At 70.3% G+C, this 23231-nt stretch carries 21 protein-coding genes, 2 tRNA genes and 1 pseudogene; 17 read left to right on the top strand and 7 right to left on the bottom strand.

The genetic code is table 11. The annotated features are described in order from the left end of the window. Nucleotides 1-777 (bottom strand): annotated as a pseudogene (locus tag ABYE80_RS00725) (hypothetical protein); the annotation flags it as partial. An 82-nt stretch (nt 778-859) separates the two neighbouring features. Between ABYE80_RS00725 and ABYE80_RS00720 the strand changes: the two are divergent. Further along, nucleotides 860-932: transfer RNA gene (locus tag ABYE80_RS00720), tRNA-Thr, on the top strand. Between the two features lie 370 nt (nt 933-1302). On the opposite strand, the gene ABYE80_RS00715 is transcribed toward ABYE80_RS00720, so the two are convergent. Together ABYE80_RS00715 and ABYE80_RS00710 are read right to left on the bottom strand one after the other, a co-directional pair. Next, nucleotides 1303-1782 carry a DUF6782 family putative metallopeptidase gene (locus tag ABYE80_RS00715; protein ID WP_372787882.1) on the bottom strand — a complete coding sequence of 160 codons (480 nt, stop codon included), beginning with the start codon at nt 1780-1782 and terminating at the stop codon, nt 1303-1305. 270 nt (nt 1783-2052) lie between these two features. Beyond that, nucleotides 2053-3045, bottom strand: coding sequence for a PD-(D/E)XK nuclease family protein (locus ABYE80_RS00710; protein ID WP_372787881.1), 993 nt, complete (start codon nt 3043-3045; stop codon nt 2053-2055). 311 nt (nt 3046-3356) lie between these two features. Here ABYE80_RS00710 and ABYE80_RS00705 point away from each other — a divergent pair. After that, a tRNA-Thr gene (locus tag ABYE80_RS00705) sits at nt 3357-3429 on the top strand. A 28-nt stretch (nt 3430-3457) separates the two neighbouring features. Here the strand turns inward: ABYE80_RS00705 and ABYE80_RS00700 are convergent. Next, nucleotides 3458-4381, bottom strand: a complete 924-nt coding sequence (locus tag ABYE80_RS00700) for a methylenetetrahydrofolate reductase (RefSeq protein ID WP_372787880.1) — start codon at nt 4379-4381, stop codon at nt 3458-3460. A gap of 107 nt (nt 4382-4488) precedes the next feature. Beyond that, nucleotides 4489-4860, bottom strand: a complete 372-nt coding sequence (locus tag ABYE80_RS00695) for a hypothetical protein (RefSeq protein ID WP_372787879.1) — start codon at nt 4858-4860, stop codon at nt 4489-4491. Between the two features lie 87 nt (nt 4861-4947). Between ABYE80_RS00695 and ABYE80_RS00690 the strand changes: the two genes are divergently transcribed. Together ABYE80_RS00690 and ABYE80_RS00685 are read left to right on the top strand one after the other, a co-directional pair. After that, on the top strand, nt 4948-5475 hold the full coding sequence (locus ABYE80_RS00690; RefSeq protein ID WP_372787878.1) for a hypothetical protein: 528 nt from the start codon (nt 4948-4950) through the stop codon (nt 5473-5475). A gap of 707 nt (nt 5476-6182) precedes the next feature. Next, nucleotides 6183-6656 (top strand): hypothetical protein, encoded by a 474-nt coding sequence (locus tag ABYE80_RS00685; RefSeq protein WP_372787876.1) that lies wholly within the window; start codon nt 6183-6185, stop codon nt 6654-6656. 79 nt (nt 6657-6735) lie between these two features. Here ABYE80_RS00685 and ABYE80_RS00680 read toward each other — a convergent pair whose 3' ends face one another. Next, nucleotides 6736-8121 (bottom strand): FAD-dependent oxidoreductase, encoded by a 1386-nt coding sequence (locus ABYE80_RS00680; RefSeq protein WP_372787874.1) that lies wholly within the window; start codon nt 8119-8121, stop codon nt 6736-6738. Between the two features lie 33 nt (nt 8122-8154). After that, on the bottom strand, nt 8155-9012 hold the full coding sequence (locus ABYE80_RS00675; RefSeq protein WP_372787873.1) for a helix-turn-helix domain-containing protein: 858 nt from the start codon (nt 9010-9012) through the stop codon (nt 8155-8157). 182 nt (nt 9013-9194) lie between these two features. Between ABYE80_RS00675 and ABYE80_RS00670 the strand changes: the two genes are divergently transcribed. From ABYE80_RS00670 to ABYE80_RS00610, 13 genes are all read left to right on the top strand, one after another. Beyond that, nucleotides 9195-10469 carry a cytochrome P450 gene (locus ABYE80_RS00670; RefSeq protein WP_372787872.1) on the top strand — a complete coding sequence of 425 codons (1275 nt, stop codon included), beginning with the start codon at nt 9195-9197 and terminating at the stop codon, nt 10467-10469. Nucleotides 10470-10471: 2 nt separating this feature from the next. Continuing rightward, nucleotides 10472-11224 carry a hypothetical protein gene (locus ABYE80_RS00665; protein ID WP_372787871.1) on the top strand — a complete coding sequence of 251 codons (753 nt, stop codon included), beginning with the start codon at nt 10472-10474 and terminating at the stop codon, nt 11222-11224. Further along, complete coding sequence (locus ABYE80_RS00660; RefSeq protein ID WP_372787870.1) at nt 11224-11799, top strand: cytochrome c oxidase subunit 3; 576 nt, start codon at nt 11224-11226, stop codon at nt 11797-11799. Before ABYE80_RS00665 ends, ABYE80_RS00660 begins: the two co-directional genes overlap by 1 nt. Further along, nucleotides 11796-12077 carry a cytochrome C oxidase subunit IV family protein gene (locus ABYE80_RS00655; protein ID WP_372787869.1) on the top strand — a complete coding sequence of 94 codons (282 nt, stop codon included), beginning with the start codon at nt 11796-11798 and terminating at the stop codon, nt 12075-12077. Before ABYE80_RS00660 ends, ABYE80_RS00655 begins: the two co-directional genes overlap by 4 nt. A 143-nt stretch (nt 12078-12220) precedes the next feature. After that, nucleotides 12221-13120, top strand: a complete 900-nt coding sequence (locus ABYE80_RS00650) for a LuxR C-terminal-related transcriptional regulator (RefSeq protein WP_372787867.1) — start codon at nt 12221-12223, stop codon at nt 13118-13120. Nucleotides 13121-13332: 212 nt separating this feature from the next. Further along, a complete protein-coding gene (locus tag ABYE80_RS00645; RefSeq protein ID WP_372787866.1) occupies nt 13333-14112 on the top strand; it encodes an ABC transporter permease in 780 nt (259 codons plus the stop codon). A gap of 1 nt (nt 14113) precedes the next feature. After that, complete coding sequence (locus ABYE80_RS00640; protein ID WP_372787865.1) at nt 14114-14956, top strand: MlaE family ABC transporter permease; 843 nt, start codon at nt 14114-14116, stop codon at nt 14954-14956. A 3-nt stretch (nt 14957-14959) separates the two neighbouring features. After that, nucleotides 14960-16339, top strand: a complete 1380-nt coding sequence (locus ABYE80_RS00635; protein WP_372787863.1) for an MlaD family protein — start codon at nt 14960-14962, stop codon at nt 16337-16339. After that, nucleotides 16336-17745 (top strand): MlaD family protein, encoded by a 1410-nt coding sequence (locus ABYE80_RS00630; protein ID WP_372787862.1) that lies wholly within the window; start codon nt 16336-16338, stop codon nt 17743-17745. The genes ABYE80_RS00635 and ABYE80_RS00630 overlap by 4 nt, the downstream gene beginning before the upstream one ends. After that, on the top strand, nt 17745-19094 hold the full coding sequence (locus ABYE80_RS00625; protein WP_372787883.1) for an MlaD family protein: 1350 nt from the start codon (nt 17745-17747) through the stop codon (nt 19092-19094). The genes ABYE80_RS00630 and ABYE80_RS00625 overlap by 1 nt, the downstream gene beginning before the upstream one ends. Continuing rightward, nucleotides 19091-20434: an MlaD family protein gene (locus ABYE80_RS00620; protein WP_372787860.1), complete on the top strand. Its 1344-nt coding sequence runs from the start codon at nt 19091-19093 to the stop codon at nt 20432-20434. Before ABYE80_RS00625 ends, ABYE80_RS00620 begins: the two co-directional genes overlap by 4 nt. Beyond that, nucleotides 20431-21750, top strand: a complete 1320-nt coding sequence (locus ABYE80_RS00615) for an MlaD family protein (protein WP_372787858.1) — start codon at nt 20431-20433, stop codon at nt 21748-21750. Before ABYE80_RS00620 ends, ABYE80_RS00615 begins: the two co-directional genes overlap by 4 nt. Continuing rightward, nucleotides 21750-23129, top strand: coding sequence for an MlaD family protein (locus ABYE80_RS00610; protein ID WP_372787856.1), 1380 nt, complete (start codon nt 21750-21752; stop codon nt 23127-23129). Before ABYE80_RS00615 ends, ABYE80_RS00610 begins: the two co-directional genes overlap by 1 nt. Nucleotides 23130-23231 lie beyond the last annotated feature (102 nt).

Here is a 23231-nt window from a genome sequence, read left to right as displayed (position 1 = left end):
CGCCTGGACCTCGCTCGTGTCCATCACGAGCATCCGCCCGGCGCCGATGTCGGCGAAGTAGCCGCGGCGCCCGTCGTCGCTGGTCGAGCAGCCGTGGATGCCGAGCGGGACCGGGTCGGAGAGCTGCTTGGGCTTCGTCGGATCGGAGAGGTCGATCGGCGTGATCGTCGCGGTCGACGCCATGTAATAGACCATGCCGTCGGGCTGGAAGCAGCCCTCGTGCCCGACCGCGCTGGGCATCACCGCGTTGGCCAGCAGCTTGGGCTTCGTGCAGTCGCCCTTCACGTCGTACACGGCCAGCGACCGCGCCGAGTCCGGGTCGTCGAGCTTCTGGCTGAGCGGGCCGAGGCCGTCGATCGTGTACCGGTCGGCCACCAGCAGGCCCCGCTTGCGGTTGACGCGCAGCGACTCACCCGCGTTGCGCGCCGGACCGTCCGTGAGGTACGCGGTCTTGACCGGCTTGCGCGGGTCCGACACGTCGAGCACGATCGTCCCGCCCTCGGCCCCGTACAGCCCGATCGTGTCCGAGTAGTACGCGCAGTTCCCGTAGGTGTCGAAGTTCGCGAAGCCCGTGCTCGCGAACGAGCCCACCTCGTCGAGGTTGCAGTTGTAGCCCTCCGCCGCGCGGCCCGTGACCCGGTCGACGACGGGGATCTGGCCCTGCAGCCCGGTCTCGACCTTGTCGTTCGGGCCGCACGCGGCGGGCGACTTCGCCTGCGCCGGAGCGGACAGGAGGAGGACGCTCGCGACCGCGAGCAGCGCCGGACCCAGTCTCATGGACGCGAGCATACGCCCGAGGGGGCAGGGTCGCCGCGGCGCGGCGTCGGCGTACGTGGGCCGGTACCATCCCGCGAGCCCCGCCGCCGTAGCTCAGCTGGTAGAGCACTTCACTCGTAATGAAGGGGTCAGCGGTTCGAATCCGCTCGGCGGCTCTGAGAAGTTCGCTGCAAGCGCCATACTTTTCGCGACTTGCACCTCCGGACCACCGCGGCCATGGGTCCAAAATGGGTCCGAAACCCCAGTCACGCTGAGTCACTCCGAGTCCTGACCGGCCCGGCCGGCGAAAACTCGGGGGGTAGTAGTTGGCCGTTCGCGCGACATAGGGGTCACGTGGACGCATCACGCCCCAGCCCCGTCACGCAACTGGACCTCTTCGCCGACGAAGCGGGCGGACTCACGGGCGCGGGGTGCTCGCCTGAAGGACAGGACCGAGCGCCACCCAGCAGCGGGCACCTACCGCATGTCGTTGACCCCTGGTCCCTTCCCAGTGTCGCACGAAGACCGGGAAGGGAGCGTGGTGCTCTACGCGGCGAGCGCCCGCGCTACCACTGGGGGCTGGGGCGGCAGGTCAATCGTGTCCTCGATGCGCTTGGCGACCTGGTCGACCCAGCCGGCGCAGAGCTCGACGATCTCCATCGGCGTCTGCTCACTCCACGAGGCCAGGTACGGGATCGAGTAGGCGCTGGTGTCCAGGCCGATCGACCCGCACACGGTGTAGGCGACGGACTCCACGATGAGCTCCTCCTGGGAGTAGGGGAGCTCGACCTCGCCGGTCTCGATCGACCAGCGCAGCAGCGCGTGCGAGAGCTCGTGCACGAGCGTCTTGACCTGATGGTTGACCGAGTTGTCCTCGTTCAGCGCGATGACGCGCAGGTCGGGGATGAAGCACCCGCCGGTGCCATCGGGCATCCGCTCGACCACGATGCTGCAGCGCAGCGCGCCGGCGAGCTTCACCAGACGCGGGTAGGCCCAGGCCAGCGTGTCACCCTCGGGCTCGGCCATCGGCGGATCCAACGGGGCTGGCTCGGCGGGCGGCGGCAACACCTCGGGTGCCTGGACGAGGGCGCAACCGGTCCGTGCTGCGTATGCGCCAAGCCGATCACGCGTCGCGATAAGCGCGAGGAGATCGACAGGCGCGGGCTTGCGCACAAGGCGTGCGCCGACGCCGTGAAGACCAAGTAGCGCCGTCGGATCCGCTGGGAGCCGAGCGAGCGGTGTTCCATGACGTCGTTGTGCAACTCGCGGTGCCCACGACGGTCCGAGGCCACGACCTTAGGTGGGCGCGACGGGCGGCGGTAGTTCCCGCAGCATCGCAAATGCATCGTGTGCAACCTCAACCATGGCCTCCGCCTGCTCGGCGAGCGAAGGCGCGGCCAGCGTGTCGACAGGGACGCGGAGGTGGAGCTTGCTCTCGCCACCGCCGCATGGCTGGAACGGCTGGGATGCGTCGCGCTCGCGAGACAAGGTCTGCAAGCGCTCTCGCCACTCCAAATCCGCGATCGGATTGCTGCTCGCGCGGTCAGATCGCCAAACGAGCCCGGCGGAGAACGTCGGGACGCCGTCGGCGTCCTCGGGCGTGAGCCCGACCAGCATGGCCTCGAAGTCACACGCCGGGTAGCGGTCAGCCGGTTGTGCCCGGTACACCGACCACCATTCGCCTGGCCACACCTTGATGCTCCCGCCTTTCTTCTGCGCCCAACTCTCGTTGAGGCGCGCCCAACCGAGACTCTCAAGCCGTTCGCTCACGAGGTCATGCAGGGTCTCGAGCGTCTCCCAGAGCTGCCACTGGCGTTCGACTACTGCGCGCGCATCCGTCGGGATGGGTTCCGTCATGGCGAGGCCACGCTCCTTCAGATACGCGAGATAGTCGTTGAGCAGCCATACGTGCTGCGGAGAGATCTCAACCGCTGCCTGGAGCCACCGGGCTAGATGTGCGGCAAGACCCTGCCAGCGGTGGGTTGGGACGTTCGACGGCGTCGCGCGGTGCGCTCCGAGGCGGTTGAGGTAGACCAACCGTGGCTGGCGCTCGTGGGTGCCGCGGCGTGCCAACGCCTCCTGATAGTTCGACAGCTGCTCGCCTGACTCGCCGGCGCGATCCTTGACCTCGACCCATACCTCGAGCGCATCCTCATCGATCAGAACTAGGTCCACGAATCCGCGCGCCACGCGGAACTGTGTGGTCGCGCAAACGGCGCCGCGCGGTTCGCTTGACGAGTCGAGGAACTCGACGACCGCGCGCCCGAGACCAGGAATCTCGTTGATCACACTGGCTGTGACCTCCGTGAGCAGGTCTTCCCCAGGCCAGCGTCCTGGATGCTGCGGATGCCGGCGGACGATGCTGCCGATGAACGATTCGCGGGCTATTGATCGACCCTAAACGACCGGGTCTCGAAGATCGACGGATCCGAGACCGCGCGGACGGTGCTTGAACTCGGTGGGCCGCCGCATGTTCCTCATGGGGTCCGATTGGGGTCCGAAATCCCGGTCACGGCCAGTACACTCGGGTCATGAACACGCCACTGAGCCCTGCGCTCGGCGGCGAACTTCGCCCGGTATCGCTAGGATTCGGCGCCCCTGCCGACGTAGCTCAGCTGGTAGAGCACTTCACTCGTAATGAAGGGGTCAGCGGTTCGAATCCGCTCGGCGGCTCTCTCTCACTCCTTCTCCTCGCTGCGCGCTACGAGCCCCTGAGCTGCCCCCGGATCGCCCCGGCGAGCCGCACCGACGCCTCGATCTCCACGCGACGGATCGACACGCTCTCGACGTTGATCCCGAACGGAACGCCGAGCGTGCGGCAGAACTCGATCAGCTCGGTGGCCGTCGTGAGCGCCTGGTGGTAGGACGCCTCGAGCGGATCGGTGGCGTGCCGGAGGTCGTTCTCGATCCACCGCGGGACGTCGACGCCGAGCCAGCGCAGGAAGGCCAGCGTCTTCATCGAGCCGCAGACCGAGAACGTGAAGACCAGCGGGACCGGTGACACGCCGCGCGATTGGCACTCGTAGTGGTAGTCGGAGACGAAGTTCTTCGCCGCGTTGAGGTCGTAGACGACCTGGGTGACGAAGAACCGGCAGCCGGCGTCCTGCTTGGCCAGCAGGCGCAGGTGCTCGTCCTCGCGCCGGCTGTGCCGCTCGGGGATCGCGACGCCGCCCAGCGTGAGCGCAGCGTTGGCTTCCAGGCGCAGCGCCTGGGCGTCGGCGAGCGACGTTCGCGTGGCCGCCGTGCTCGAGGCCGCCCCGACGAGGACGGTCATGACCCGCGCGGGATCCTGCGCCGTCAGCCACGCGGGTAGCTCGTCCGGCGTGTACTTGCCCACCGCGCGATAGACGATGACCGGGGTCGGCCACGTGCTGAGGTGATCGGCGAGGTAGTCGGCGGGATCCAGGGTCGGCATGAACGGGAAGGGGCGCTCGGCCGGGTTGCGCTCCGCCTCGTCGGCGATGTCGTAGAGGATCAGGCCGTCCAGCCCGAGCGGGCGCAAGCGGGCGGCGGTCACGTCGGCGATCTCCCGTACCTGCGCAGGGTCGGTCGCCAGACGCGGCGGGGTGAGCGCGAACAGCAGGAACTCGCCCTGGCCGGCCTCGATGCGGCGGATGAGATCCACGCGCGGGACCGTACCGGCGCGGGCAGCGCCGGGCCCTCTCGCCGGGCGGCAGGCACGCCGGCGACGGCCGCCCTCCCGGCGAGCATCACGACGCCGTGGGGCCCGGCTCAGCGTCCAGGATCGGAGTCCTCGTCGGCGGGACCACGAGCAACGAGCGCGAGCCCTCCGTCCTCCTCGACCCACACCGTGTAGCCGTGGGCGACGATGAACAGCCACTCGTCGAAGTCCAGGGCGTCCTCGCCGTGGAACTCCGTGTACTCGTCCTCCCACGCGCCGGGGCAGTTCATGACCACGGCGAAGGCGTCACGCGCGAGGTCCGCGTCGGCGACGGCCAGCGATCGCAGCGCCGCATGCAGGTCGTCGGTGTCAGCGCCGGCTTCGCGAGGGCGACCCCGCACGAGGATCCGCCACCCTTCGTCGTCCATCACCGCGGACACGAGGTCCTGCTCGTCGCCGATGCCCATCGTGAACTTCGTCATGTCTGCAGGTCGGGTCGGCGCGGGGTGATCTGACACCTTCACGCGATCCCCTAGCGCGGGGCGGCACCGACACACTACGTTCGTGACGTGCGCTACATGGCGGGGGTGCTCACGGCGATGCTCGTGATCTGCGCGGTCGGCGCGGGCAGCGCCGAGGCGGGCGTCCTGAGCGTCGTGAAGAAGCCCTGTCCGTGGGACCCGTACCACTGCGACACGGTGGGTCTGGAGTTCAGCGATCCGGCCGGCGAGCGCAACATCGTGACCGTGCGCTTCACGGACAACGCCGTCGTCGTCCACGATCGCAACGCGCCGATCAGGATCGAGCAGCCCGACGACCTCAGCTGGTACTGGCCGATCGCTGAGCCTTACCACGGGTGCACTCAGATCAACGAGCAGGCGGTCACGTGCGCGTCGCTGCCGAGCGCGGGCATCTGCCCGGGATGTCAGTACGGGGTCGCGTCCGGATGGGAACGCGTGTCCCTCGACCTGGGAGCGGGCAACGACCTGCTCTACGCGGACGACAAGGCGCCGGAGCGCATCGAGTGCGGGGCCGGCCACGACAGCGTGCGCTACGACGCCGTCGACCGGCGGACGAACTGCGAAGGCCACCTCTAGGACCGTCGCGGCCGGCGCACCGACGCCGCAACCTGGTTCAGCCCTCCCTCTGCCGCGAACTTGCCCGCACCCGCGGCCACCAGGCTCGATCCGTCGTTCCCGACGAGGTTGCCGCCGCTCGCCACCACCGTGGCTCGTATCTGCACCGCGGACGCGAGGGCGAGGACCTGGGACGAGCGGTGGCGGCGCAGGGCGTGGCCCGCGTGCGTCGCGCTGCAGGAGGACTCGCAAGGCTCGGCCTGCGCCTGGGAGCCCGCGGCGGGCTAGGGTTGAGCTCGTGGTCACCGTGATCGGCGCCGGCAGGGGAATCGGGCGATCGGCGCCGGCGACGACGCTCCCCGTCGTTCGGGCGGCACGCTGACCGATGCGCACCGCGGCGGCATGCGCACGGGCGCGCTCACAGGACGCGCGTTCGCCTCCATGGTCGTGCTCGACCTGCTGCTGTACGCGTCGCTGTTCTGGCGGGACTACGACCTCGACGGCCAGATGCTGGTGGGGCACTACGTCAGCTTCGTCGCGATCACCGATCTCGGCGCGCACTTCCTGCCGAAGGACAAGCGGGCCTGGTTCAACCTCTTCCGCCTGGTCAGCGGGCTCGCCTTCCTCGCCATGACCGCGACCCTGGCGCTGAAGGGGCTGGACGGGGATGTCCTCGCGCTCACGCTCGCGCGCTGCGGCCTGGCGGGGCTGCGGTCACTCCACGCCGGGTGGCTCTCCGTGTCGCCGGCCCCCGGCTCGACGACCTGCGCGCCTACCCGGCCTACGCCCTGCGCTACGTCCGCGGCGGGCGCGCCTCGGAGCGCCTCGGCGTCGGCTACGCCGCCATCGGTGCCTTCGCGCTCGTCTTCCCCCAGCTCTTCTACTGGACGCACCACAACCCGGGGCCGGCCGAGCTCGACCCCGTGCTGGTCGGACTGCAGGCGAGCCAAGCGATCACGGTGTTCCTCAAGATGTTCGTCTTCGAGACGCTCGTGCTCCGCGCGGGGCCGAAGCTGTCGATGCGCGTGGTCGTGGCCGGGTTGTTCGTCGTCCAGTGGCCGCTGATGCTCAGCATGTTCAGCGAGGCGCCGCTGCCCTACGTCCACGCGATCGCGGAGGTCTTCGCGACGACGCTCGTGATCGTCGGGTATCGACGCTGGCGAGACCGTGCCGACCTCGTCCCGGCCCCCACGACGGGGTAGCACGCGGGCGGCTACGGAGCCAGGCGGTGAGGCTGGGTGACCGGCCCCGGATCCCGGCGCACCGTTGCTCGCACTCCGGTCAGCGCTCGACGCGAGGCTTCGAGGCGCTGCGCAGCGCGTCCCACTCGGCGAGCTTCACTCGGGGCCGCTGCGGGTCCGATCTGGCCCCCGCGGCGGTCTCGACGGCGTCGATCGCCTGCCATCCGGCCCAGGAGACGGCGTTCTCGCACCGCTCCGCGATGAGCTCCTCGATGTCGTCGCGGACCGGCGCGTTCAGCCTGCCTGCCGCGGCGTCCTCGAGGATCTTGTCGACGGTGTCCTGCGCGTCCTTCTTGTTCGTGCCGATGACGCCGGAGGGCCCGCGCTTGATCCAGCCGGAGACGTATTCGCCGACGTGCGGCGCGCCGTTCTCGTCGACGACGCGGCCGCCGTCGTTGCGGATGAGCCCGCGGTCATCGTCGAACGGGATGCCCGCGACGGGCTGACCGCGGTACCCGATGGAGCGGAACACGAGCTGGGCCGGAACCTCTTCGGTCTCGCCGGTGCCGCGGGCGGCGAGTGATCCGTCGCTTCGAGCGACGATCTCGTTGTTCTCGATCCTCACGCCGCGGACATGGCCGTCCCCGTCACCGAGCAGTTCGACCGGCGAGGCGAGGAAGCGGAACCGCACGGTGATCGGCTTGCCGGCTCGCTCACGCCTCGCGTAGTCCTGGATGATCTCGACGTTGCGGGTGCGCGTCTTGTCGGCGTCAGGCAGCGCCGCCGCCGACAGCGGGTCGAGCTCGCCGCGCTCGATCTCGACGTCGGCGCGCTCGAGCTCGCCCATCTCGAGGAGCTCGGGATTGGTGAAGGCGGCCTGGAGAGGACCGCGCCGCGCGAGGATCGTGATCTCCTCGATGCCCGAGGCGTTCAGGACCTCGATCGCGTGGTCGGCGGTATCGGTGACGGCGAGCTCGGAGGGCGCGAGCGCGAGCATGCGGGCCACGTCGATCGCGACGTTCCCCGCACCGATGACGACCGCCTGCCTGGCCCGTAGGTCGACCTCGAGGCCGCTGTGGTCGGGGTGGCCGTTGTACCAGGCGACGAACTCGGTGGCGGCGTGCGAGCCCCGCAGGTCCTCGCCGGGGATGCCCAGTCGCCGGTCGGTCGAGGTTCCGATCGCGTAGAACACGACGTGGTAGCGCTCGAGGAGCTCACCGCGGCTGAGGTCCGCGCCGAGCTCGACGTGGCCGAAGAAGCGGAAGCGCTCGTGCCCGGCCGTCTTGTCGTAGGCGCGCGTGACCGACTTGATCTTCGGGTGGTCGGGCGCGACGCCGGCGCGCACCAGCCCGTAGGGCGTGGGCAGGCGATCGAACAGGTCGACGGAGAACCGCGGCTCATCGATCGCCAGCAACTGCGCGGCGGCGTAGAACCCGCTGGGGCCTGCGCCGACGATCGCAACGCGAAGGCGGGAGGTCTCGGACACGTCGGAAACTGTATCGGACATAGCGTCCGGACACTATATCTGACTCCCGGGGCCGCCGTGTCGACACCGCTCAGCCAGCCGCCGGAACGCGTCTGCGCTCCCCGTCGCGTCGCCCGGGCTCACCACCGCGATCAGGTGGTCGGGGCTGTCGGCGCTGGTGAGGATCTGCCAGTCGAGCATCATCGGCCCGACCACCGGGTGCAGGTAGCTGTTGCGGCTCCGCGGCCTGCGGGCCACGCCCTGCGCCTCCCAGTGGTGGGCGAACCCCTCGTCGTGCTGCAGCAGCTCCTCGAGGAGGACCGCCAGGCCGGGATCGTCCGGGTGCCGGGCGGCGCCCATCCGGATGATCGCGGTGCAGGCCCGCGCGATCTCGGGCCAGTCCACGAACCGCTCACGGAACTCGGGGTCCATGTACATGAGGCGGGCGAGGTTGCGCTCGGCGGCGGGGACCGCGGCGAAGTCGACGAACAGCTCGGCGGCCTGCGCGTTCCAGGCGAGCACGTGCATGAAGGGGTTGAACACGAGCGCAGGCAGGGTCGCCAGGTCCTCGATGAGCCGGATCGCGCGCGCCGGCACCGGGGGCGGGGGGAAGGTGACGTTCGGTGACTGGCGGGGTCGGGTGATCTCGTACAGGTACAGCTCCTCGTCCGGGTCGAGGAGCAGGGCGTCGACGAGCGCGGCGAGCACGCTCGGGGAGGGCGGCGGCACCCGGGCCTGCTCCAGGCGGGTGTAGTACTCGGTGCTGATGTTGGCCCGCTGGGCGACCTCCTCGCGGCGCAGCCCGCGCACCCGCCTGCGCCGGCCCACGCTGACGATCCCGATCGTCTCGGGACTGATCGCCTCGCGACGAGCGCGAAGGAACTCGCCGAGCCGCTGCGCCTCTTGAGTCATCGGGCTGAGTGTTGCACCGCCCGACCCAGTGGGCCTAGGACCGAAGGGGGTACTCCGGTTACCGGGATAAATCTGTCTCTCGCGTCTCCGCGGTTCCCTGTGATGCCATCGCTGGCGAGATGGGGTTGGACCGGCACGCCGTGCCGGATCCTCCGCCGCAGGAGACCGCAGGAGAGAGAGAAATGTCCGTGCCCGACGCATCGATGAAGCACGCCGCACCCTTGGAAGCGTTCCTCCAGAGCTTCGCGGGAACGACCTGGGACATGGCCGAGGTGTTCTCGCAGCTCCGCGAGGACGCCCCGGTGGTGTACGTGCCGATACTCGACATGTGGGTCGTGAGCCGGTACGAGGACGTCGTCGTGGCGCTGCGCGATGTCGAGCGATTCGTGCAGCCCGTCGGCGTGATGGGGGAGGTTCCCGCAGAGTTCGCCGCCGACCTGCCCGGCGGGTACGCCCTGAGCCACACCGCGCTCACCAACGCCAACCCGCCGGACCACACGAGAATCCGCAAGCTGGCTCAGAAGCCGCTCACCCCGCGAGCGGTGCTGCGCTACGAGGACATGATCCGGGGTGTGGCCAACGACCTCGTCGACCGGTTCGCCGACGCCGGCCGGGCGGACCTGGTCCAGCAGTACGCGTTTCCGCTGTCGGTCACCGTGATGGCCAACGTGCTGGGGATCCCGAGCGACCGTCACGAGGACTTCCGGCGCTGGGTCCTCGGGACCTTCGAGCTGATGGTCCCCACCCTGACCCCGCAGCGACGCGCGGAGCTGGCGCGTGACCAGGTGGAGTTCAGCGCGTTCGTCCGAGACACCATCGCCGAGCGGCGGGCAGCGCCCGGAGACGATCTCATCAGTGGCCTCGTCCAGGCCCGCGAGGGAGGCGAGCCCGGGCTGAGCGAGAGCGAGTGCCTCGGCGTCGTCGCGCAGCTCATCACCGGCGGCTTCGAGACCACCCAGGGCACGATCGGCCTGGCTCTCAACACGCTGTGCGAGGACCGCGCGCTGCTGGACCGAGTCCTGGACGACCCCGGACTGCTGCCGAGTCTCGTCGACGAGACGGTCAGGCGCTTCTGCCCGGCCCGCGGGGTGTTCCGTGACACGACCTGTGACGTCACCCTCCACGGCCAGGTGATCCCGCAGGGAGCCCGGCTGTTCGTCCTGATCGGCGCGGCGAACCAGGACCCCGCCCAGTTCGACTGCCCGTTCGCCTTCGACGTCGATCGCGACCCCGGCGTCATGCGACGCCACGTCGGCTTCGGGCAGGGCATCCACAAGTGCATCGGCATCGCCCTGGCCCAGCTCGACATCCGCATCGCACTCGAGGTCCTCCTCTCCCGGCTGCCGGGCCTGCGCCTGGTCGACGGTGAGGATCGACCGCTGGCGATGGGCTTCGTCTTCAGCACACCCCAGCGCCTCGTCTGCGCGTGGGACCACCACACGACCGCAGGAGCATGACCATGGGACGCAAGATCGAACTCGGGATGACCTGGGCCGGGCTCGTGTGGGTGATCCTGTTCTTCATCGGCATGGTGCCGCTGGCCAACTGGATCCCGCTGCCAAGCCCCAGCGACACCGCCGCTGAGGTGCAGGCGATGTACGTGGACCACACCAACAGCATCCGCGCCGGGCTCGCGCTGATCTTCACCGGCACCATCGGCTACATCCTCTTCAGCGCCGCGATCGCCTCGCAGTGCCGGCGGATCAAGGGCGCACCCACCGCGCTGCGCTACGCCCAGGTGGGGTCCATCGGCGCGTGCACCCTGCTCATCATCGTCCCGATCATCATCTGGTTCACCGCTGCGTACCGTCCCGAGGTCAGGTCGGCCGAGTCCATCCAGTTGCTCAACGACCTCGGGTGGATCATGTTCATCGTCGGCTTCGTGCCGTTCGTCGCCTGGGTCTGGACGGTCGGGCTGGCGATCCTCAGCGACGAGGACGCCGACCCGCTGTTCCCGCGCTGGGCCGGCTACCTCTGCATGTTGCTCGGAACGCTGCAGATCCCGCCGATCCTCCTCGTGTTCTTCCAGACGGGACCCTTCGCGTGGAACGGCCTGTTCTCGTGGTGGATCCCGGCCACGGACTTCTTCACGTTCTTCCTCGTGATGCTCGTCCTGACGCTGCGCGCCATCCGGCGCACCCCGGCCGCCGCGCCGGAGGCGCCGCAGGCGGTGCCGGAGCTCGCCGGGGCCGGGGCCGGCACCGGTCGGTGATGGCGACGGACGCGGCGCGGGTCCGCCGGACCCCGGGTGAGGCCGGCACCTGGGTCTTCATCTTCGGCGACATGACGGTGTTCGCCGTCCTGTTCGCGACGTACCTCTACTACCGCGCGGAGGACCCGGCGCTGTTCGCCTCGTCCCAGCAGGAGTTGAACCAGACGTTCGGAGCGGTGAACACGCTGCTCCTGCTCCTGAGCTCACTGCTGGTGGTCGCGGCGGTCCGCGCCGTCCGTGATCATCGCGGCGTCGCGGCGCCGCGGCTGATAGCGGGCGCGATGGCTTGCGGCCTCGCCTTCTCGGGCCTGAAGGTCGTCGAGTACGGGGAGAAGATCTCTCACGACCAGACCCCGGCGACCGACGACTTCTTCCTCTACTACTTCGTCCTCACCGGCATGCACTGGTTCCACCTGCTGATCGGCCTCGCGGTCCTGACGGCGCTGATCGTGATCACGCGGAAGCCGAATCTGACGGCGCGGCAGGTCTCGTTCGTCGAGGGTGGCGCGTGCTTCTGGCACATGGTGGATCTGCTGTGGATCGTCTTGTTCCCGTTGCTGTACTTCGTCCGGTGACGGCGTCGGTGCGGTCCATGTTCGGGCTGAGGGTGAGCCTGGTCTGGGGCGTGCTCGTCCTCGCGACGATCGTGAGCTGGGTCTTCGGATCCGCGCACGCCGGCGTCGGCTACCGGACGGCGAGCGTCCTCGTGATCGTCGTGGCGTTCGTGAAGATCCGACTGGTGGGGCTCCACTTCATGGAGCTACGCGACGCGCCGCTCGCGCTCCGCGGCATCTTCGAGGGCTACTGCCTGGTGGTCGGGTCGCTGGTCCTGGGCATGTACCTCTCCGGGTAGCCCGACACACCTGGCCGACCCGGGCGCCACCTGCACATTGGCGCGGTTGACGCTTGCCCTTGCCGCCCCCCGTGTGGTACACGTTGTTTGGACAGCTTGTGCAACAGAACGTTCAGACATACTGTTTTGCCCCGAGTGCCCCTGTGACGGACAGCCCCGACTTCACCCCCGTGGATCCGGCCCAGGAGATCGCTCTGCGGCTCGGTCAGATCTCCGCCATCGCGCGGGCGCTGCGCTCGGCGACGTCGGTCGGTGAGCTGTTCGCCCAGACCGCGGACGCCGCGTGCGAGCACCTGGGCTTCTCCCGCGCGGTCGTTCTTGCCGTGGAGGGCACGACGCTGGTCGCCGACCTCACTGGCCAGTGCCGGACTCCGGCCTGCGACCGCCTCCGCCGACGACTGCTCACCAACCCCGTCCAGCTCCGGCGCGGCACCCGCGAGCACGCTGTCGTCCGTCTGGGCAACGGGTTCCGGCGTGAGCGTCCGACGACGGAGAGCGCGCTGGTCGACGTCCTCGGAGTCGAGCGGTTCACGCTCGTCCCGATCGTCGCCGAGTCGCGGACCGTTGCGGTCCTGGCGGCAGATCGCGCCGGACGGGAGATCGACGAAAGCGACAGCGCGGCGGTCCAGGCCGCCGTCGACATCGCGGCCAACGAGCTCGCCCGCATCGTCCAGCGCCTGCGCGTCGGCGTGCTCGTCGACGAGGTCCGCCACAGCTCCGCGGCGCTTCTCGCGCTCGGGCGCGAGGCGCAGGAGGGGCCGGTCGTGCTGCCGCGCGACCACGGGCTCGGCCCGACGTTCCCGCGCATGGACGTGCCCGCCGCGCTCACCTCGGGGCCCCAGGTGGCCAAGGTGCTGAGCGACGGCGAGACGCGGGTCGCGAGGCTGCTGGTGGAAGGCCGCTCCAACCGTGAGATCGCGGAGGTGCTGACCCTCTCGCCGGAGACGGTCAAGACCTATGTCACGCGGATTCTGCGCAAGCTCGGCGCCGCAAACCGGGCGGAGGCCGTGTCGCGTTTCCTGCGACTGACGGAGCAGCAGTGACGGAGCGTGGGTTGTCCCCCGATCGGGCGCCGAAGTGTGCTCGTCCGGGGCTTTTTCTGGAGGGAAGGACGTCGTAGGTTCGAGGGAGAGAGGGTCGTGGTTGTCGTGGTAGGGAGCAAGCCTGGGAGGGCATCGTGGGAGTAGCGCGGGTCTGGATCGACTCGTTCCGGGGCCGTGGTCCCGAGACGACCCTCGACCGTCATCTGAACGGCATGCCCGGGTTCTCCTCGCTCGAGTCGGCGAAGGAGATGGCGACCCTGGCGGGACAGGTGCTGCGCGTCACCTTCACCTCGAAGGCGTGGGTGCGGGAGGCGATCGTCGAGTCCTCACGTGCCTTCCGGGTGGCGACGGTCCCGCTCCTCATCGCGACCGTCTGCTACATGCTCGCCTTCGGCTCGATCCTGCTCGGGGACGTCGTCTACCAGCTCGGCGCGGGCGACCGCACCGGGCCGGGCATCTACCTCGGGCTGCTGCGGGAGCTCAGCACCTGGATCACCTTCATGGTGCTCGCGGCCATCGTCGGCAGCGCCCTGTGCGGCGACCTCGGGGCGCGGAAGATCCGCGAGGAGCTCGACGCGCTCGACGTCCTCGGGGTCGACCGACTCACCACCCTGATCGTTCCGCGCGTCGTGGCGATCACCTTCGTCGGACTCGTCCTGTCGCTCATCAACCTCCTGGTCGACACGAGCGCCGTCCTGATGGTCAACCCGATCACCATCGATCAGCCGCTGCGGCCGCAGATCGAGTCCGTGTTCCTGGTCATGAACTGGTACGACCTGGCCGCCGCGGCGATCAAGAACACCCTGCTGGGCTTCTTCATCGGGATCGTCGCCTGCCAGAAGGGCCTGTCGGCCAAGGGGGGCGCCGAGGGCGTCGGTCGCGCGGTCGGCCAGACGGTCGTCATCACCTTCTTCGGCATCTGGCTGTTCAACACGCTCTACAACACGGGCTACCTCACCATCGTGCCCGAGGCCATCGGGATCAGGGGCTGACATGGAATCCGCATCCCTGCCGGCCGGCTCCGCCCGCCCCGAACCCCGCTCTCCCGCGTCGAAGCCGACGCGGCGACCGGGTCCGCTGGACGAGCTCGGCGAGCTCGTGCAGTTCACCGGCGCGGTGTTCCGCGCCCTGCCGGGATCGCTTCGCTACTACTCCGAGGCGATGCGCATCAACGCGCTCATCACCCGGCGCACGTCGGTGCTGATGTTCATGATGGCGGCGTTCCTGGGGGCCAGCGCGTCGAACTTCGGGTTCTTCCTGCTGCGGTCGCTCGGGGCCTCGGACTTCGTCGGCATCATCCCGGGCATCCTGGTGCCGAGGCAGCTCGGCCCGCAGATGTTCGGCTACGTGTTCGCGGGGAGCGTCTGCTGCGCCATCGCCGCCGAGCTCGGCTCGGCGAAGGTGCAGCAGGAGGTCGACGCGCTCGAGTCCGAGGGCGTCGACCCCATGCAGATGCTCGTGGGCTCACGCGTGATCGCCTGCCTGCTCTACGTGCCGCTGGCCGCCATGCTCGTGATCTCCGGTGGGCTGGCCGGGGCGTTCCTCATCATCGTCGTCGTGCTGCAGGGCAACACCTCGCAGCAGTTCATCGACGGCGTCTTCTCCGTCTTCCCCTCGATACAGATGGTCTACGTGACGGTCACGGTCGCCGCGATCGCGATCCAGTGCGTGATCGTCGCCTGCTTCTACGGCATGCGCACCGGCGGCGGGCCGGACGCCGTCGGCAACGCCGTCGCTCGGTCGCTCGGCGTGAACCTCGTGCTCCTGCACGTCGTCCTGTCCCTCGTCAGCCTCGTGTTCTACGGCGGCGGACTCGGCCTTCCGATCGGGGACTGACCCATGTCCCGCGCGCTCGTCCGCTCCGGCGTCCTCGCTGCTCTCGCGCTGTTCGCCGTCGTGCTGCTCGTGATCCTCACGGGGGGAGAGGGCCGTCGCGTGTCCTTCGTCGTCCCCGCTGCGACCAACCTCCTCACCGGCAACGCCGTCGAGTCGCCCGGGGGCAAGATCGGCGTGGTCGCCGACATCGAGCCCGTGGACCGCGGCCGGGCCGCCCGCGTCACGATGCGCATCGATGACGACAAGGTCTGGCCGCTGCGACGCGACGCCCGGCTCGAGATCCGCCAGGGCGGGACCGTCTCGTTCTCCAACCGCTACGTCCTGGTGCGCCAGGGAACGTCCTCCGCTCCGGAGATCCGTGACGGAGGAGAGCTTCCCCCCTCCAACGTCACCGTGCCGGTCGAGGTCGACACCGTCATCTCCAAGCTCGACCCACCGGTCCAGCGCGACCTCGCCCGTCTCATCAAGAGCGGCGCGGAGTTCGCGGACCTGGCGGGCCCGGACCTCCGCAACGCCCTGCGCGTGGCCCCGCGCCCGCTCGAGTCCGCGGCCGGGCTGCTCAGCGATCTGGCCCGCAACCAGGACCAGCTCACACGGCTGGTGGTCTCGACCGGCAGCGTCGTCGACGCCGTCGACCGCTCGTCCCCCGACGTGCGGGTCGTGCTCGACGGGCTCGCCGGAACGCTGGAGACCGTCGCCAGCCGCCAGGAGCGCCTGCGCGAGACCCTCGGCCGTCTCCCGGCCGCGCTCCGCCAGACCCGCGCGACCCTCGACACCGCCGACGTGACCCTGCGGGAGGCGGCCGACCTCACCGACCGTCTGGCGCCGGGCGTGACGCAGCTCCAGCGGATCGCCGCACCGCTCACGAGGGTGCTCACGTCGCTGCGCACGATCACGCCCGCCGCGCGCCGGACGCTCGACGCCGTCGGCAAGACCCGTGCCGTCTCGTCCGCGCTGAACCGCGTCGCCGATGTGACTCCGCGCATCGGGTCTATCGGCGCGCAGGCGACCGAGGAGCTCAAGTGCATCCGGCCCTACGCGCCCGAGCTCGTGGCCTTCGGAGCGAGCTGGGGCGACTGGATGAGCCCCGTGGACAGCCGTGACCACGTGGTCCGGGCCCAGGTCCAGAACTACCTGCCAGCCAACTACAACTCGAACCCCAACACCCCCGAGGACATCGTCAAGACGTTCCCGGGCGTCGAGTACGGCTTCCCGCGACCCCCCGGCACCATCGCCGGCCAACCCTGGTTCCTGCCCGAGTGCGGCGCGGGCCCGGACGCCCTCGACCCCTCGAAGGACAAGGAGGGAGCGAACCCGCCCGAGCGCCGCGAGACGCTCCCGAAGCTCGGCTCGCTCCCCGCACGCACCGGAGGTTCGAAATGAGCCGCTTCCTCGCGCTCGGTCTCGCCGCCGTCGCCGTCATCGCCGGCCTCATCGTCTTCCGCGGGGGCGACGATGACCCGTACACCCTTGCCATGCGCCTGAGCAACGCCGGCGGGCTCACCGACGGATCTCCCGTCGCCATCGGCGGCGTGAATGTCGGCACCGTCCGGCTCGAGGGTCATCAGGACCGGGTCGACGTGAAGCTCGAGATCCGCGACGAGTACGCCCCGCTGCCCCAGGACGTGCAGGTCCAGGTGCTCGCGCGCAACGCCCTCGGTCAGAAGCAGGTCCTCCTGACGCCGGGCGGCTCCCGCGCCGAGGCCCCCGACGGGTACCGGCTCCCTGACGATCAGGTGGAGGTAGCCACCGATCTCGACCAGCTCCTCGGAACGCTCGACGCCGACACGCGCACCCGCCTGGCGATCGTGCTCAACGAGACCGGGATGACCTTCGCGGGGCGCAAGGTCGACTTCAAGGCGCTGCTTACCGATCTCGCACCGGCGCTGTCGAGCGGCGCCGACCTCCTGGGGCAGCTGGGGCAGGACAACCGCTCCCTCACGAACCTCCTGGCGACCAGCGACCGCTTCATCGCCACGATGGCCCGCGAGCGGGCTCGACTGTCCAAGATGATCGACCGGCTCGGCCGCACGACCGAGACGGTGGCAACCAAGCGCGACGCCCTACGGGACACCCTCCGCACCGCGCCGGCAGCGTTGTCCTCGGCACGGTCCTTCCTCGCTGAGCTGCGCCGGACGACCGGCCCGCTGGCCGCGACGGCGCGGCAGCTCACCGCGACGGCGCCGTCCCTGCTGCAGACGATCGACCGCATCGAGCCCTTCCGCGCGGCCGCCGCCCCGACGTTGCGGGCGGCACGGGCCGCAGGCCCCTCGCTGACGCAGCTCTCCACGTCGACGCGTGGATCGCTCGCGAAGGCGGTTCCCGCGCTCACCTCGCTGCGCGACGCGAGCGTCAAGGAGATCCCCGGGGTCGGCGACGCGCTCGACGGGAGCATGGACAACCTGCTGGCCACGGTGGAGAACTGGTCGCGCGCGATCCAGTTCCGTGACGGCCTCGGACACATCTTCCGCGGGGAGGCCTCGTTCGCGCCCTCGTTCTACGAGCGGATCGTCGACAACCTCGTCCCCGCTGCGAAGCGCAGGCCGAAGCCCGCGCGCCGCAAGCGTGAGCGTCCGCCGACGCCGGGTGCACAGGCCCCCGCCCGCGACGGGGTCCCGACCCCGGCCAAGCCGAAGCTGCCGGACGTGAAGAAGGTCCTCGGCGACGCCACGCCGGCGGTCAAGCAGGCGACCGAGGAACTGCAGAAGGCCCTCGAGGGTCTCGGCGTCACCTCGGGCAGGGCCGACCGCGCGTCCAACGACCTCCTCGACTACCTCCTGGGCAAGTGATGCGCACCACGAACAGCAGCCGCCCGGCCCGTCGCCGGGGCCCCCGCCGGGACAAGCCGCCCGCGACCCGCACCGCGGTGCTCGGGCTCGCGGTGATCGCTGCCCTCACGGTCTTCGGGTTCTCCACGCTGCGTGTCTACAACGGGCTTCCGCTCGTCGACTACCGGACGGTCTACGTCTCGGTCCCGACCGTCGGCAACCTCCTGCCTCATGACGCGGTGCGCATCGGCGGCAGCCGCGTGGGACAGGTGCTCAAGCTCGACATCGGCCCGGACGGGCGCCCGCTCGCCGAGCTCCAGCTGAATCCCGGGACCAAGCTGCCCGAGGACACGACGGTCGGCATCCGGGCCAGTGGCCTGCTGGGAGCCCGCTACGTGGAGCTCAGGCCGGGCCGCGCCAGGACCGAGCTGCCGGAGGGATCGACGATCTCCGGCGGCGAGGAGTCCTACACCTACGGGCTCCCCGAGGCCGTCGCAGTGTTCGACGCCGAATCGCGGGGTGGCCTGCGCAAGACCGTCGGCGGCCTCGCCGAGGGGCTCCTGGCCAACGGGGCACCCCTCAACGGCTCCATCAAGACGGGGGCTCGCGCCCCCAAGGAGTTTCGCGTCCTCGCCCGCGAGGTGCTGCGCCGGGACGGCGCGGCCGCGCGCCTGCTGCCCTCCCTCGACTCGGCGGTCGCCCCGCTGGACCGGTCGCGCGGACAGTCCCAGCCCTTCATGGACGGGGCGACCCGAGCGGTCGATCCGTTCATCACGCAGCGCGACGCGACGCGGGCGACGATCGAGGCCGCGCCCGGTGCGCTCCGTGCCGCGGAGGGCGGCCTGCGGCGCGGACGCTCCGTGCTGCGCGCCGTCCGGGGCCTCAGCACAGAGGCCCGACGCACCCTGCCCGAGGCGCCCGCCGGACTCACGCAGCTGTCGCGTCTGCTCCGTGAGGCGCAGGTGCCGCTGCGACGGGCCGAACCGACGGTCCGCGACCTGCTGCCCGCGACCGCGAAGGCCGCGATCCCCGCTCTCAAGGCGACGGAGCCGCTCGTGCCACGGCTGAAGTCCGGGATCGACACCGCGCGGCCCCTCCTCGACTACATCAGCCGCTACGCCTGCGACGTCAAGAACACCGGGGCCGTGCTGCGGTCGATGACCGGGTTCGCGCAAGCCGGGAACGGGCCCGCGGGCCCCGCCATGGCGTTCCGCCTCCAGGCGGTCATCCCGGCCGGGCTGGAGGCCCTCGGCATCAAGGACGGAACCCAGATCCTCAAGCGCGAGGCCTACGAGGAGCCGTGCCGGTACGTCTCACGCCCGTACCCGCAGCTCGTCCCCGTCGGCTCGACCAGGAGGACCGGACGATGACCGGTGGACAGTCGACGCGGACGATCGGCGCGATCACCGCGATCCTGGGGCTGATCGTGACTGCCGTGATCTTCAGCGGCGTGTTCCGAGCGCCCTTCGCGCCGGGGACCCGCACGGTCTCCGCGAACTTCGAGCGCGCACCGCAGCTGCGCACGGGGTCGCAGGTCCGCCTCGAGGGGAACGTGGAGGGCAAGGTCTCCGCGATCGAGCCCGGCCCGACCGGCCGAGAGGTCCGCGTCGAGATGAAGATCGAGAACGACGCCGGCCCGATCTACAAGGACGCCACCGCGCGGCTGGGCTTCAAGACCCTCCTCGGAGGCGTGTTCTACATCGACCTGCAGCGGGGCACGGCCGCCGCCGGGCCGCTCGCCGACAGCGTCATCCCGCTGCGCAACACCACGGTGCAGTCCGAGATCGAGGACGTCACGACGGCCATCCGTGGTGATGCCGTCTCCGGCCTACGGACGCTGCCGGGCGAACTGGCGACCGGCCTGTCCGACGGCGACAGCGCGAGGAACGCGTTCGGCACCCTCACCGAGATCGCGCCGAACGCGGACAGGGCCCTGAACGCCGTCCGCGGGCGCGAGGCCGGGGACGACCTTCCGCAGCTCATCCACGCCGCCGGCAAGACCGTCGCGGCGCTCGACAGCGACACCGACCGGATGAAGACCCTGGTGGAAGGAGCCGCACTGACGCTCGACACCACCAACCGGCGCAGCGCGGAGCTCGCCGCCACGCTCGACGCCGCGCCGTCGGCGACCTACGACATGACGACCACGTTCGCCCGTCTGGACCGGACCCTCGGCAACGCTCGCTCGCTCGTGCGCCGCCTGCGCCCCGCGGCCGGCGACGTCGCTCCGACCCTCGCTCGCCTGCGGCCCACCCTCGTGGACACCGCCGGTCTGCTGGAGGACGCCCAGCCGCTCACGCGCGTGCTCCCCGCGACCGTGCGCAACCTCGTCGAGGCGTCCTCGGATCTCGGGCCGCTCGTGAAGGATGTGGGTCCTGCCCTGGAGCGGGTCGACAAGACGATCCTTCCGTACCTCCACCGCGAGGATCCGGGCACGGGCAAGTCGACCACGGTGATGATCGGCGGGTTCCTCGCCGGCTTCGGTGCGGGGTCGGCCGGGCAGAAGGACGCCAACGGCCAGTTCATCCGGTTCCCGGCGAGCGTCGGCGCATCGTCGGTCTACCTGCCGTGCAAGTCGAGCCTGACCGACCCCGACGCTGCGTCGCTCCTGGCGTGCGACAGGTTCAGCGACGCACTCGCCAGCTACTTGAACTACCTGCCGAAGCTCGGTCCCACGCCGCAGCGCACGACGAAGAAGGGAGGCCGATGAGCATGGTCGACGACCCCCGGAAGCGCCTCACGGAGGGCCTCACGGCAACCCGCTTGAAGATGGAGGCGCGTCGCGCCTCGGGCCCCTCGGCGTTCTTCGTGGCCGGCCTGGCGGTCGCGCTGCTGATCGCGGCGTACCTCTTCTCCAACATCAGCGAGATCTTCGGCAAGGACACCTACAAGGTGCGCTTCGCCGTCGCGCAGGACTACGGCGTCTTCGAGGGCTTCGACGACGTCCGCTTCCGCGGCGTCCCGGCCGGCACGATCACCAAGGTGGAGCGCCGAGGATCGCGTCTCATCCTGGTCGCGACCGTCCGCAAGGACCGCGGGGTGGTCTACCGCGACGCCCGTGCCCAGATCCGTCCGATCACCCCGCTGAACGACGTGTACCTGGACATCGTGGACCCGGGCACCCCCGCGGCCGGCCGGGCCGATCCGCAGCGACCGCTCGACGAGAGCCAGACGGAGACGAGCGTCACCGTCCCGGATGTCCTGAACATCTTCGACGCCGACGTCCGCGTCAGCACCGCCCGGATGCTGGACGATCTCGGCAACGGCATGAAGGACGGCGGCGTGAAGCTGCGCAACGCCTTCGTCGCGCTGGGACCGTTCCTGAGGCAGGCCTCCACGCTGACCGATCAGGTCGCGACCCGCGAGCGGGCCACGAAGCGGCTGATCCACAACGCCGCGATCCTCACCACGGAACTCGGGCGCCGCGAGACGGAGCTCAAGCGCCTCGTCGAGACCGGTGCGGCGACCGCCGGGACGCTCGGTGAGGAGCGCGACGGCCTGGACCGGACGCTGACCGAACTGGGCCCGACCGTGACCGAGTTGCGGGCGAGCCTCGCGGCCGTCCGGGGCGTCGTCGGCGATGTCGACACCGGCGTGCGCAGCTTGTATCCGGTGGCCGACAAGCTCGACGGAGCCCTTGGGTCGGTCCGCGACCTGAACTCGACGCTGGCGCCAGCGGTCGCCGGTCTGCGCCGGCCCGTGCGCACGCTGGTGCCCTGGGTCAAGCAGCTCGACCAGGTGACGGATCGGCTCCGTCCCACCGCCCGCGCGCTGCGGCCCCAGGCTCCGACCCTCAACCGGCTCACGCAAGGGCTCGTGGACTGCGAGAAGGGGATCATCGGCTTCTTCCAGTGGAACACCTCGCTCTCGAAGTTCGGTGACCAGAACGCGCCGATCCCCCGCGGCAACCTCGCCTTCGGCGTCCCTGCCGCGGGTGCGCCGGGCGAGCCGCTGCGGCAACCGATCCAGGCGTGCACCCCCGGCCTGCCGGTTCGCGGCGTGCCCTCGAAGGAGGATCTGCACTGATGTCCAAGGGTCGCGACGGGTTCGCCGGTCACCTCCTCACGGTTGCGCTCTTCACGGGCGTGTTCGTGGCGTGGTGCGGCTTCATCCTGTACCAGGCGGGCGCCCTGCCAAGCTTCAACAAGCCCTATGAGGTGAAGGCCCAGGTCGCCTCGGCGGCGCTGCTCACTCCCGGAGCGCGCGTCACGGTCGCAGGCGTCGAGGTGGGCAGCGTGACGAAGGTGGAGCGCGCCGACCCGCTCGGCCCGGGCTCGCGGCTCACCCTCGACATCACCGACGATCGGGTCACTCCCCTGCCGACGGACTCGCGGCTGCAGATCCGCACCCGCAGCCAGGTGGGTGAGAACTACGTCTCGATCGATGTCGGCAAGGAGGACTCCTCCGTTCCCAGCGGCGGCAGCCTCGCACCCGAGCAGGCCGACCAGCTCGTCGACGTCGATCAGGTCCTGAGCGTCCTGAGCGGCCCGACGAAGCAACGGGCGCGCACGATGCTCAGGGAGCTCGGCACGACCTTGGCCGGTCGGGGCAAGGACCTCAACCGGACGCTCAGCGCTGCCAACCCGGTGGTCCGCCAGGGGTCGAAGGTCGTCAGCACGCTGCACCGCCAGCGCACCACCGTCGCGCAGCTCGTCGACCAGCTCGGACGAGTGAGCGCCGCGGTCGGAGAGCGCGGCACCGCGATCGAGAGCATCGCCTATCGCGGGACCACGGCGCTGCAGGCGATCGCCGATCGCGACGCCGAGCTGGCCTCCTCGATCCGTGAGCTGCCGAGCACCTTGGCGAGCGTGCGACGCGCGAGTACGACCGTGGGAAGCGTCAGCGGCCGGGTGACGCCCGTGGTGACGAACCTCGCGGACGCGGTGCGACGACTGCGACCGGCGGTCGAGGCCCTGACCCCGGCGGCGCGTGACGGCCGCGCGTTGATCGCGAGCCTGTCTCGGGCCAACCCGGAGCTCGATCGCCTCCTGCGCGGTGCGACACGGGCGACGAAGCTGCTGCCGAACGCGCTTCCCAAGGTGCGGGGCGTCTTCTGCCAGCTCAACCCGGCCCTCCGACACGTCCTTCCGTACAAGGACGACCTGCTCGAGTCGGCGTTCCACCTCGGGTCGGGCTCGAACTCCTACGACGCCACCGGGCATCTCGTCCGTCTGGTGCCGCTCCTCAACGAGGGGTCGCTGTCGGGCGCACCCCCGGCAGTTCTCGAGGCGAGCAAGACGCTGCTGGCCTCCGGAGCGTTCCTGCCCCAGAAGCTCACGCGCTACAGCCCCTTCCTGGAACCGGGGGAGATCGGCAAGAACGTCGCCAAGCCGTCGGATCCGTCGAGTCCCGCGACGCTGCGTGACTCCGGCTTCAAGTACCCGCGGGTGAAGGCCGACTGCTGACCGCCCGTTGCGGGGGTCCGCGGATCCCGGGCTCCCGCACGACTTGACTCGGACGACTGGTCTGGACATACTGTCCATCAGAGTGTCCAGACGCTCTGAGTG

The organism is Paraconexibacter sp. (assembly GCF_041602235.1).
Taxonomy (GTDB): Bacteria; Actinomycetota; Thermoleophilia; order Solirubrobacterales; family Solirubrobacteraceae; genus Paraconexibacter.
This window is presented reverse-complemented; position numbering and strand designations above follow the sequence as displayed.

Coding starts and splice junctions, on each gene's coding strand:
- ABYE80_RS00615 (WP_372787858.1), top strand. CDS start 20,431: ATGAGCATGGTCGACGACCCCCGGAAGCGCCTCACGGAGGGCCTCACG.
- ABYE80_RS00635 (WP_372787863.1), top strand. CDS start 14,960: ATGTCCCGCGCGCTCGTCCGCTCCGGCGTCCTCGCTGCTCTCGCGCTG.
- ABYE80_RS00695 (WP_372787879.1), bottom strand. CDS start 4,860: ATGACGAAGTTCACGATGGGCATCGGCGACGAGCAGGACCTCGTGTCC.
- ABYE80_RS00625 (WP_372787883.1), top strand. CDS start 17,745: ATGCGCACCACGAACAGCAGCCGCCCGGCCCGTCGCCGGGGCCCCCGC.
- ABYE80_RS00610 (WP_372787856.1), top strand. CDS start 21,750: ATGTCCAAGGGTCGCGACGGGTTCGCCGGTCACCTCCTCACGGTTGCG.
- ABYE80_RS00660 (WP_372787870.1), top strand. CDS start 11,224: ATGGCGACGGACGCGGCGCGGGTCCGCCGGACCCCGGGTGAGGCCGGC.
- ABYE80_RS00640 (WP_372787865.1), top strand. CDS start 14,114: ATGGAATCCGCATCCCTGCCGGCCGGCTCCGCCCGCCCCGAACCCCGC.
- ABYE80_RS00630 (WP_372787862.1), top strand. CDS start 16,336: ATGAGCCGCTTCCTCGCGCTCGGTCTCGCCGCCGTCGCCGTCATCGCC.
- ABYE80_RS00675 (WP_372787873.1), bottom strand. CDS start 9,012: ATGACTCAAGAGGCGCAGCGGCTCGGCGAGTTCCTTCGCGCTCGTCGC.
- ABYE80_RS00620 (WP_372787860.1), top strand. CDS start 19,091: ATGACCGGTGGACAGTCGACGCGGACGATCGGCGCGATCACCGCGATC.
- ABYE80_RS00715 (WP_372787882.1), bottom strand. CDS start 1,782: ATGGCCGAGCCCGAGGGTGACACGCTGGCCTGGGCCTACCCGCGTCTG.
- ABYE80_RS00670 (WP_372787872.1), top strand. CDS start 9,195: ATGTCCGTGCCCGACGCATCGATGAAGCACGCCGCACCCTTGGAAGCG.
- ABYE80_RS00645 (WP_372787866.1), top strand. CDS start 13,333: ATGCCCGGGTTCTCCTCGCTCGAGTCGGCGAAGGAGATGGCGACCCTG.
- ABYE80_RS00665 (WP_372787871.1), top strand. CDS start 10,472: ATGGGACGCAAGATCGAACTCGGGATGACCTGGGCCGGGCTCGTGTGG.